The organism is Pedobacter terrae (genome assembly GCF_900100705.1).
Classification (GTDB): domain Bacteria; phylum Bacteroidota; class Bacteroidia; order Sphingobacteriales; family Sphingobacteriaceae; genus Pedobacter; species Pedobacter terrae.
On record NZ_FNCH01000032.1, the window covers coordinates 1 to 11,763 of the forward strand.

Consider the following 11,763-nt stretch of genomic DNA (forward strand, 5'->3'; position numbering starts at 1 on the left):
CTGATTTTAAGAATGTTCTCACTTGTCAAGAGAGGAGAAATGTATGTCGAGAATTATAGGAGAGCATCATAAAAAATAAGAAAAACTCCAAAAAAAGAGTTTTTCTTAAAATAAATTTGCAATTGTGGTAAACCTAGAATACGACTGAAACGCAGTGGGATAGAAAGATCTAAAGCAATAGATTGATCTTTGCTGAGCACTATTTGGTTCTCCACTCAGTTACACTCCGCTCGAAATTATGATGTGAGTAAAAAAAAGAGCATCTGTTTCCAAATGCTCCTTTATGTTATATTTCAATTCTTTATCTACAACCCACCTTTTCTATTCGATTTTGTTTGTATCGGCCAGGTAGCTGGTTTTCCGGTTCTTTCATTTACAGGTAAGCTGGTTGCTTTTTCGTTTGAAGTTTTCTCCGGATCTTCACAAGCCATATAAACCATAATGGCAGCCAGGATTACATTGCTTCTGATTTCGTCGAAAACCAATTTATCATAACTGTCTCGGTTGGTGTGCCAGGTATATGTTCCGTAATCCCAACTGGTAGAGCTTAACGAATACCCCAATGCCCCGGCAGCTACAAACGATGCAAAATCTGATCCCCCTGCGCCAGGTGTACCCGGGAAACTGGTTTTGATCTGGTTTTTAATCGTATCCGGCACTGCAGCTAGCCACCGGGTGATATAATCTTTCGATTTGGCGAAACCTTGTCCGCCAATGTTTACCACACGGCCTGTACCATTATCCTGGTTAAACAAAGCCTGCAAGTTGTTCACAATCTCTGGATGATCTTCTACAAATGCCCTCGAACCGTTTAAGCCTTGCTCTTCACTGCCCCAATGTCCCACTAAAATGCTACGTTTCGGGTTAGGGTAAAATTTCTTTAAAATGCGCATGGCTTCCATCATTAAAATGGTACCCGAGCCGTTGTCTGTTGCGCCACTTGCCCCATCCCACGAATCAAAATGTGCTGAGAGCATCACATATTCCTTTGGTTTTTGCTTGCCCTTTAACTCTGCAATTGTATTAAAAGTTGGTACAACCCCTAGCTTTTTTGATTCTGATTCGATTTTGAGCATCGGTTTGTTGCCGTTTAAGGCCAAACGGTAAACCAGACCGTAATCTTCTACAGATAAATCTAAAGTGGGCACTTTGGTGGTGTTGGCGCCAAAAATCTTATCTACACCAAAGCCCTGCGACCAATTATTGATTACTACAGCCACAGCACCTGCATTTTCTAAAGCTACAGGAAGTGTTTTAGCGGTATAACCTGTTTTAGCCAGGCTTGCTGCCCATGCTTTAGTGGCATCAGTTTTTTCTTTTTTAAATTTTTCGAAAAGCTCTTTTGTGGCGAATTCTTCCCAGTCTTTTTCTGGTCGGCCAGAAAGTTGGTTCATGGAAATTAAAACAATTTTACCCTTAACATTGGGTAACCATTTCTGAAACGACACCGAATCTGTAATTTCCGGAAGGATAATGGCTTCAGCATTAATGTTTTTTCCATTTGTTGATGGACTCCAGGCCAATTGCGTGCCTTCTAAGGTTCTTAGCCGCGGACTTACTAAATCAATGTGTGTAACACCGCGTTCCCAACCGGCCCATTCGCCCCACTTTTCGTTTTTGGCTGAAATGCCCCAATCGCTGTATTTTTTTACCGCCCAATCGTTAGCCTGTTTCATTTGTGGCGAACCAACTAGCCGGGGGCCAACAACATCAAGCAATTCGTGCGCAAGTTTCTCTAATTGAGAGTTTTCATTTACTTCTTTAATGATATTGTCGATTACTTTTTGGTCTTGTGCAAAAAGACTGGCTGAAGCACAAAGAAATAGTGCAGAAAATAGTAGCTTTTTATTCATAATGAGTTAGGGGTAATGATTCAATGGCTAATTTATGAAATATGGGGTAGGGTTAGGGATGTTAATAGAAATGTTGCAGGAGCGGGTATTATCATCCAAGTACTTGCTGACACTGAAGGCACCTTTGTTCACCTCAATTAAAAATAGCCTTTCTCTCGCGTCTTTGTAGTAAAATTATACTCGCGGGAAAAAAACCAAAAGCATTACTGGCCATGTTAAATAAACCTGATCTGATAGCTGTCGGATGCTGCAAGAAGAACGGTATAGCGAGGAGTTGAAACAAAAAGCAGGGCTGAATTAACCGAAGTCATTCAAGCCCTGCTTTTCTCATTATAGTTCAGTTGTTCATTAGTCATTTGTTTATGGGTCGATTAAACTAACGAACCAATTGCTAATGAACTAAACCAACTAGTTGTTCATCATTTTAATAAAAGCGCCTAATTTAGCTTTCATGGCTCTTCTATCTACAATAAAATCGAGGAAACCATGTTCCAGAACGAATTCTGAGGTTTGGAACCCTTTAGGTAAATCTTTTTTAATGGTTTCTTTAATTACCCTCGGACCGGCAAAACCGATCAAAGCGCCTGGTTCGGCAATGTTGATATCGCCGAGCATGGCATAAGAGGCCGTTACACCGCCTGTAGTTGGATCGGTTAATAAAGAGATATACGGAACTTTAGCCTGACTTAATAAAGCCAATTTAGCTGAGGTTTTAGCCATTTGCATTAAAGAAAATGCGGCTTCCATCATCCGCGCACCGCCTGATTTAGAGATCATTAGGAACGGAACTTTATGTTTGATACTATAATCGATCGATCTTGCAATCTTTTCACCAACAACCGAACCCATAGAACCGCCGATGAAAGCGAAGTCCATACAGGCAATTACGATGTCCTGTCCTTCTATCTTACCAACACCTGCCCGGATGGCGTCTTTTAAGCCTGTTTTAGCCTGACTTTCCTTAATCCTATCGGTGTAGGGTTTGTTATCATTAAAGTTTAACGGGTCGCCTGATGTTAAGTTAGGGAACAGCTCTTTAAATTCGTTATGATCAAATAAAACCTCGAAATATTCTTTTGAGCCCACTCTCAGGTGGTAATTACAGTAATGACAAACGTATTTGTTTTCCTGAAGTTCTGCCTGATGTAGCGGTTTCTTACAATTCGGACATTTATTCCACAAACCATCTGGTGCTTCTTTTTTCTCTTCTGTTGTGGTAATGATACCTTTATTCTCTCTTTTAAACCAAGCCATATAATTTTTTGAAGAATTGGATTGCAAAGAAACGAAAAATAAAATAAAGTCGAACCTTATTAGACGTAAAAATAGTCGGTGGTTAATTGGTTGATGCTTAATCGCTAATAGCTGAAGTCATTTAAAACCTGTATTTGCCCATTGTGAACTTCGAATTGAAAACTGAAGTGTGTCTTTTTTACACTAAGGATAATGTGTTTTTTACACTAAACAGGCTTTATCTTGCTATTAGGCAAATAATTCTGTTGTTACAAAAGCTTGTAATGTTAATTTTTTTTATAACTTCGGACTTAATAAAATTAACAAGAAATGAGTTTAAAAGGCTACAAAGGCGTAATTTACGGAGATGCCGTTCAAGAATTATTTGAGCAGGCTAAAAAACATCAGTTTGCTTTACCAGCAGTAAACGTTACCGGTACCAATACGGTAAATGCGGTATTGGAAACTGCAAAGGCAGTAAATTCGCCTGTTATGATTCAATTATCAAATGGTGGTGCCCAGTTTTATGCTGGTAAATCATTAGATAACGAGAAATTACAGGCATGTATTTTAGGTGCTGTATCTGCAGCTAAACATGTACATCTATTGGCAGAACATTATGGTGTTGCTGTGGTTTTACATACCGACCACGCCGCTAAAAAATTATTGCCATGGATTGATGGATTATTGGATCACGGCGAAAAATTCTTCGCTGAAACCGGCAAACCTTTGTTTTCATCTCATATGTTAGATTTATCGGAAGAATCTATCGAAGAAAACATGGAAATTTCTGCTAAATACTTAGCGCGTATGGCTAAAATGAACATGACTATCGAAATCGAGCTTGGCGTAACAGGCGGTGAGGAAGATGGTGTTGATAATAGCGATGTAGACAGTTCTAAATTATATACACAGCCTAGTGAAGTGGCTTATGCTTACGAAGAATTAAGTAAAGTTTCTCCTCGTTTTACAGTTGCTGCTGCTTTTGGTAACGTACACGGTGTTTATAAACCAGGTAACGTAAAATTGCAACCGGTAATTTTGAAAAATTCTCAGGATTTTATCAAAGAAAAATTCAATTTAACTGCCGAGAAACCAATCAATTTTGTATTCCACGGTGGTTCTGGTTCATCTCAGGAAGAAATCAGGGAAGCCATTTCTTATGGTGCAATTAAAATGAATATCGACACAGATATGCAATGGGCGTTTTGGGAAGGTATTTTAGAATATTACAAAAAGAATGAAGGTTATCTTCAAGGTCAGATCGGTAATCCTGATGGCGATGATAAACCAAACAAAAAATACTACGACCCACGTGTATGGTTACGTAAAGGTGAAGAAACTTTCGTTAAGCGTTTAACTACTGCTTTCGAAGACTTAAACTGTATCAACGTTAACGATAAATTATAAGAGATTGAAATGTTGAAAGTTTTAACCTTGCAACATTTTTAACCTTACAACTTTCCAGCATCAAAGCAAAGCGCCCTAGGTTTAAAAACTTATGGCGCTTTTGTTTGTTTTATGGTATATTTAAGCAAACAAATTGTGATGGCAAAATCTAAAAGCGATACCAAAAAAAATAATTTTTTTGAGAAATTTGCAAACGCAGCAACCAAGTTTACAGGTAGTTCTGCAGCATTTATTAGTGCAACTGCTATTGTAGTGATATGGGCGTTGAGCGGCCCGGTATTCAAATATTCTGAAACCTGGCAACTTGTAATTAATACCGGGACTACCATTATAACCTTCTTAATGGTGTTTCTGATTCAGAAAGCACAGAATAAAGATGGAAAGGCGATCCAGTTAAAATTAAACGAATTAATTGCTGCACAACAGGGTGCAAGTAACAGGATGGTAGATATTGAAGACCTCAGTGAAAAAGAACTGGATCAATTGCATAAATTTTACGTTACGATTGCCGCACTTGCCAAAAAAGAGGCCGATATTCATTGCTCACATTCAATAGATGTTGCTGAAGCATTGAATGAAACAAAAGTAAAATCGAATAAACACTTTAAACACCACGATAATGAGTCTGCACGTTCAAAAAGTTAATCATCCCGAAGATTTAGATAAAGTATTTGCGATCCGTAAAATTGTTTTTGTAGATGAACAGAATTGTCCACCAGAACTGGAATGGGAGCATGAAGAAGAATCAACACATTTTCTGGCTACCAATAACGGGCAGCCTTGTGGTGCCTGTAGGTGGCGTAAAACGGATAAAGGTTATAAACTAGAGCGTTTTGCTGTTTTAAAAGAGTTTAGAGGGCAGGGGGTTGGCCGTGCGCTAATTGCTGAAGCCTTATCTGATCTGCCGGAAGATGCACATTATATTTACTTAAACTCACAGTTAGATGCCATGAGTTTGTACGCCAAGTTTGGTTTTGTAGCTGAAGGGGATCAATTTGAGGAGGCTGGCATACAACATTTTAAAATGGTAAAGCAAGTTTAAGGACCGTTAGCCACGGAAACGCGGAAAGCACGGAGTATTTTTCATAAATCGTCATTTCCACTGAAGCGCAGTCCAGAACGTTTGGGAGAGAAATCTTTGAATATAGATTTAGCTTCGCTGAGCACTTACGTGGTTCTCGATTGCGTTTCACTTCGCTCGCAATGACGACTTTTTTAATGGGATTGCTCTATAAGAAACCTACCCAAATATCTTTCCGGATAAAGCAATCGCCTCATTCCATTTATCCATATTGAGCTCCAGATTTTCGCCTTTTGTATTCAAAAAGCTAATTAAATCTTCTGTAGCGATGTTTCCGGTGAGGTCATCGGCAGCCATCGGGCAGCCACCAAAGCCCTTCAATGCGGAATCTATGCGTTTTACACCAGCAAGATAAGCAGCCGATATCTTTTCGATTCTTTCGGCAGGGGTGGAGTGTAAATGAATGCCAATTTCTGTTCTGTTGAACCTTGAAATTAACTTAGGCAATATGGTTCCTATTTTTTCTGGTGTGGAAACGCCTACTGTATCGGCCAGCGATAAAATTTCCACTCCTTTACTCACCAGTACATCAGCCCATTTTTCCACAATTTCATAATTCCATTCGTCGCCGTAAGGATTTCCAAAACCCATAGACAGGTAAATAACAGCCTTTTTGCTATTTTTTGCACAAAGTGAAACCATTTCTTCTACCGTATTCAGAGATTGTGTTATGCTCGAATTGGTATTACGCTGTTGGAAGGTTTCAGAGATCGAAAATGGGAAACCAAGGTAATCAACCGCCTCATGCTTTACAGCATCTTCTACGCCCCTTAAATTAGCTACAATGGCCAAGAGTTTTGTGCTAGAACTGCTTAAATCAAGCTGTGCTAAAACTTCAGCTGTATCTGCCATTTGCGGAATGGCTTTTGGCGACACAAAACTTCCAAAATCAAGCGTATCAAAACCAACCTGTAGCAATAGGTTTAAATATTCAACTTTAAGTTTAGTCGGAATAAAATCGTGCAATCCCTGCATGGCATCGCGCGGACATTCAACTAATTTGAAATTGGTTTGGCTCATATTTTTGGTTTAACCGCAAAGTGCGCAAAGTTTTTCGCAAAGAAAAGAAGAAACTGAAAACAAATTTTTAACACTAAAGTTACCTAAACCCTAAACCCTAAACCCTAAACCCTAAACCCTAAACCCTAAGACACATTAACCTCTTTTACAGCGGGCACTTCTTCCCGGTAATCCACACTTCGGTCTTTTGCAAAGGTTCTGATAATTAAACGGGTTCCACGATCATAACTAAAATAACTCCAAACCCAATTGACGAAAACAATGATCTTGTTTCTGAAGCCTACTAAAGTCATTAAGTGAACAAACATCCAGGTAAACCAGGCAAATACACCCTGGAAACGGATTTTGCCAATATCTACAACAGCTTTGTTTCTACCAACTGTAGCCATAGAGCCTTTATCGAAATATTTAAACTTCTCCAAAGGTTTATTTTCTTTAATGTTGATCAGGTTTTTGGCCAGGTGATGTCCCTGCTGGATGGCTGCGGGTGCAACTCCCGGGTGACCGTTAGGTGTTTCTTCGTCAATAATAGCGGCTACATCGCCAATGGCATATACATTTTGATAACCTACTACTAAATTCTGCGTATCAGTTTTCAACCGGCCTCCACGAACAACTTCTGCTTTGTCTAAACCGGCTAATACTTCCCCTTTTACACCTGCACTCCAAATTACGGTAGAGCTTAAAATTGGCGTTTTATCCTGCAGGCTGAGTTTAAGTCCGTCGTAACCCAATACCCGGGTTTCGTTCATAATCTGCACACCCATATCGGTAAGGAAATCTTTGGCTTTTTTCTGTGCCTGTGGCGACATTACACCTAACAATTCCGGTGAATTTTCGATCAGGTAAATGTTAACTTTGCTTAAATCCATTTCTGGATAATCGTTCGGAATAACGTGTCTTTTAAGTTCAGCAATGGCACCAGAGGTTTCAACGCCCGTTGGTCCGCCGCCAACTACCACAAAGTTTAACAGTGCATTTTTTTTATCCGGATCTTTTTCGATCAGCGATTTTTCGAAATTCTGTAAAATCAAACTTCTTAAATCCAGGGCTTCCGGGATAGATTTCATTGGCATGGAATTGGCCTCGATTTCTTTATTACCAAAAAAATTGCTGGTAGAACCTGTAGCGATCACCAGATAATCATATTTAATTCTGCCGATATCAGTTTGTAAACAATTTTCTGCAGCATTAACTTCTGTAACTTTGGTTACCCGAAAGATCAGGTTTTTTTGACCCTTAAAAATCTTTCTTAACGGGAACGCAATCGAATCGGCTTCTAAACCTCCTGTAGCTACCTGATAAAGCAAGGGTTGGAAAGTATGATAATTATGCTTATCAAGCATCACTACCTGAAAAGGTTTGTTCTTTAAACGTTTAGCTAACTCAATGCCGCCAAATCCACCGCCAACTATAACTACTCTTGGGTATTCGCTTTTAGGAAGTTGTAAATCCATTTTTATCTCCATTTATCTAATGTTAACTTAACAAAAAGATAGCCAAAAGGTTTAGAAAACGCGGTTTTTGGCGACGTCAATTATTCTTTTTCCAGAGATATAACGTTGCCATGACGAAGGGGGAAATTGTAGGTTTTAGCAATGATCAGGTTATAAACCCGATGGCAGTGAGCATAGCGAAATAAAACGGAGCAGGACTATCGGAAGCGAAGAACCACCGCCTTTGCTTTTCCAAAAACAAAGAAACTTTGTGCCGTCGTGGTAAAAAAGTCGGCACAAAAAAAGCGCCCCGATAAATCGAAGCGCTAATATATTTTAAGATTTTAATCTTTTATTTCTTTTCTGCAGAACTACCCAAATCGATTACGATAGGCGTAGAGATACATAATGATGAGTACGTACCGATGATACGACCGATTAACAAGGCAAAGATAAATCCGCGGATGCTATCACCACCAAAAATAAAGATAACCAATAACACGAAGAATACGGTTAATGAAGTTAAAATGGTACGGCTTAAGGTGCTGTTCAACGCGAAGTTGATTAAGTTGTTACGCGCCTCGCCATGTAAATCTTCTTTACCAGATTCCTTTAATTTCTCACGGATACGGTCGAATACAACAACAGTCTCTGTCATGGTGTAACCCATTACCGTTAAAATTGCAGCGATAAAATCCTGACCAATTTCTAATGAGAATGGCATCACACCGTCTAAAATAGTATAGAAAGATAATACCATTAAAACGTCGTGGAATAACGCGATTACTGCACCTAAACCATACTGCCATTTTTTGAATCGTACTACGATGTAGATAAACATGAATAAACAGGAGATCAATACGGCGTAGAAAGCTCCGTTTACAATATCACTTGCAATGATAGGGGTTACTTTTTGCGAACTTACAATTTCATATTTAGCACCTGCTAAACCTTTATTTAAAGCATCTTCTACAACTTTATCCGTTTTAATGTCCTGATCTTCGATGTGGAAAGTAGTGGTAATTTTTACCTGGCTATCTTCACCTGCAGTTTTAACCTCAGGCGTTTCGTTACCGAAAACAGGGTTTAACTTGGTTTTTAAATCTTCAGTATTAACTGCTTTATCAAAGTGAACCAAATAAGTTCTACCCCCTTTAAAGTCTACACCTAAATTTAAACCGCCATTTTTGAAGTACATACCAATACCCGCAATAATGATGATGGTAGAGATAATATAATAGATTTTACGACGGCCAACAAAATTGAAGGCTAAGTTTTTAAATGCATTACGGGTTAAGCTATTATCGAAACTTACTTCGATTTTGCGGTTTAATAACGATTCGAAAACTACTCTCGAAATGGCTACAGCTGCAAATAATGATGAAAGGATACCGATACATAAAGTAGTGGCGAAACCTTGAACCGGACCGCTACCAAAAACGTAAAGGATCGCTCCTAAAATGAATAAAGTAACGTTTGAGTCAATAATCGACGGCATTGCATGTTTAAAACCTTCTTTAATTGCCGTGGCCGTGTTCTTACCATGCGCAAGTTCTTCACGTACACGCTCAAAAATAAGGATGTTTGCATCTACCGATAAACCAATGGTTAATACGATACCCGCAATACCAGGTAAGGTTAATACCGCACCAAGTGATACCAGGATACCAATGATGAAGAATAAGTTGATTAACAAGGCAAAGTTAGCCACCCAACCTGCGCGGTGATAATACAACGCCATGAAGATTAAGATAACGATAAAGGCAATCACGAATGAGATTAAACCATCGTGAATAGCTTGTGCACCTAAAGTTGGACCAACTACATAACTACCGGCAATACGTGCAGGAGCAGGCAATTTACCAGCTTTTAAGATGTTTGATAAATCTTTAGTATCCGCTTGGGTAAAGTTACCGGTGATTGAAGAAACACCACCAGCAATTTCGTTCTGAACGGTAGGAGCAGAATAAACCTGATTATCTAATACAATGGCAATAGATTTTTTGTTATTTGGATCAGCAGCAGCTTCAGCAGTAATTTTTTTCCATTTGGCAGAACCTTCACTGGTCATGTACATGGTTACTTCCGGTTTACCTTTTTGATCGAAATCAGCACGCGAATCGCTGATGGCTTCACCACCTAAATCTGGTTTGCCATCGGCACTAACCACCTTAATGGCATATAATTCGAAAATTTTCGAACCTTCTCTAGGTTTAACACTCCACATAAATTTCATCGTAGATGGAATAGATGCAGCAACTTCAGGAAGTTTTAAATAAGCATTAACCTTTGCGGTATCTTTTTGTAACGACATACCAACTACTGCACCAGGCATTAATTGTTGTTGTCCGTTTTCGCCTTGGTAAATTGGAAGGTTAAGAACAGCATAAAGTGGGTTAGATTTAATCAATTCGGCTTTAACTGCGCTCGAATCTTTTTTACCCAAGCCAGCAAGTTTGCCACCTTTGGCTGTAGTATCTTTAGCAGCAGCTTTTTCTAGGCCCGCTAATTTACCACCTGCAGCAGGAGCAGCTGTAGTATCTTTTGCCGCAGGAGCATCAGTTTTTAATGTTGCTGCTAAAATTTTATTGATGTTTTCTAATAACGGAGCAACTTCTTGTACCTGGTATACTTGCCAGAACTGTAATTCTGCAGACCCCTGTAAAAGTTTAGCAATACGCTCTTTATCCTGTACACCTGGCATTTCGATTAAGATACGGTTACTACCTTCTTGTTTTTGCATGTTCGGACTAACTACACCGAAACCATCAATACGTGAACGTAAAACTGTAAATGAACGATCGATAGCACTGGTTGCTTCTTTCTCTAAGAAAGATTCAACTTCATTATTGCTTGCATTAGGTTTTAACTGAGATGCGTTATCTTGATTAGAAAAATAATCTGCAAGTTTTACTCCAGGGCTTAATTTTTCGAATTCATCAACAAAAATTTTGATGTAATCTTTACCACCGGCATTTAATTGAATCTGTGCGTTTTGAATGGCTTTGTTGAAGTTAGCATCAGTAGGGTTGCCCGCTAATGATTTTACCAACTCCGCTAACGATATTTCCATCGTTACGTTCATTCCGCCTTTTAAGTCCAGACCCAAATTAATCTCTTTCGCTTTTACCTCTTGATAAGTAAATCCAACAACCGGATAAACTTTTACGGTACTCATCGAATCTAAGTAAGCCTTTTCTTTGGCTAAATCACCCTTCGCAGCGTTTTTTGCGTCTTTTTCTACCTTGGATGCTACCAAAGTAAAAGAAAGTGCGTACGCACAAACGATAGCCAATACTATCGCTATAAACTTAATAAAACCTTTTCCTTGCATTGTTTGTTTAAAATAATTTGTCTTTCGCTGTTTTTTAACAAGTCGGCAAATCTAATTAAATTTTTAAATTATAGAACCCCTTAATTGATAATTTATTAACATTAATTTTTGTGGGGCAATAATCCTTCAAGATTCATCACGCAGAATTCATTTCGGAGGACTAAATTTTGAATGAAATAGATTGGAAAGCAATTATAGTAGCTTTTGGGCTTTGTTCTAGCCTACTAATGTTTTAAATCTTTTTCTGCTGTCATGCCCAGGCACGAAGCATCTTTCATATATGGGTTCTTAGAAAAAGACAAAATGATAGATCTTTTATTGAAAAGCAATACCTGTGTTTCTTTGGCTCCGATAGTCCCGCTGTCCGTTTTATTACGCTACGGTTCATGCTCACTT

General features: G+C 38.8%; 8 protein-coding genes. 3 read left to right on the forward strand and 5 right to left on the reverse strand.

The features are described from left to right. Positions 1–305: 305 nt before the first annotated feature. Together BLR60_RS23385 and accD are read right to left on the reverse strand one after the other, a co-directional pair. Complete coding sequence (locus tag BLR60_RS23385) at positions 306–1,853, reverse strand: M20/M25/M40 family metallo-hydrolase (RefSeq protein WP_090504600.1); 1,548 nt, start codon at positions 1,851–1,853, stop codon at positions 306–308. 408 nt (positions 1,854–2,261) lie between these two features. Further along, positions 2,262–3,107 carry an acetyl-CoA carboxylase, carboxyltransferase subunit beta gene (accD, locus tag BLR60_RS23390; RefSeq protein ID WP_090504603.1) on the reverse strand — a complete coding sequence of 282 codons (846 nt, stop codon included), beginning with the start codon at positions 3,105–3,107 and terminating at the stop codon, positions 2,262–2,264. A 309-nt stretch (positions 3,108–3,416) separates the two neighbouring features. Here accD and fbaA point away from each other — a divergent pair, with 309 nt between their 5' ends. The 3 genes from fbaA (at position 3,417) to BLR60_RS23405 (ending at position 5,538) form a co-directional block, all read left to right on the forward strand. Further along, on the forward strand, positions 3,417–4,496 hold the full coding sequence (fbaA, locus tag BLR60_RS23395; protein ID WP_090504606.1) for a class II fructose-bisphosphate aldolase: 1,080 nt from the start codon (positions 3,417–3,419) through the stop codon (positions 4,494–4,496). Positions 4,497–4,634: 138 nt separating this feature from the next. Then, positions 4,635–5,141 (forward strand): low affinity iron permease family protein, encoded by a 507-nt coding sequence (locus tag BLR60_RS23400; protein WP_090504691.1) that lies wholly within the window; start codon positions 4,635–4,637, stop codon positions 5,139–5,141. Then, a complete protein-coding gene (locus BLR60_RS23405) occupies positions 5,116–5,538 on the forward strand; it encodes a GNAT family N-acetyltransferase (protein ID WP_090504609.1) in 423 nt (140 codons plus the stop codon). The genes BLR60_RS23400 and BLR60_RS23405 overlap by 26 nt, the downstream gene beginning before the upstream one ends. Positions 5,539–5,736: 198 nt before the next feature. Here BLR60_RS23405 and BLR60_RS23410 read toward each other — a convergent pair whose 3' ends face one another. From BLR60_RS23410 to secDF, 3 genes are all read right to left on the reverse strand, one after another. Further along, complete coding sequence (locus tag BLR60_RS23410) at positions 5,737–6,597, reverse strand: hydroxymethylglutaryl-CoA lyase (protein ID WP_090504612.1); 861 nt, start codon at positions 6,595–6,597, stop codon at positions 5,737–5,739. Positions 6,598–6,722: 125 nt separating this feature from the next. Then, a complete protein-coding gene (locus BLR60_RS23415) occupies positions 6,723–8,054 on the reverse strand; it encodes an NAD(P)/FAD-dependent oxidoreductase (protein ID WP_090504694.1) in 1,332 nt (443 codons plus the stop codon). A gap of 331 nt (positions 8,055–8,385) precedes the next feature. Continuing rightward, the gene (secDF, locus tag BLR60_RS23420; protein WP_090504614.1) at positions 8,386–11,367 is read right to left on the reverse strand and encodes a protein translocase subunit SecDF; all 2,982 of its coding nucleotides are present in this window, start codon (positions 11,365–11,367) and stop codon (positions 8,386–8,388) included. Between the last annotated feature and the right edge of the window lie 396 nt (positions 11,368–11,763).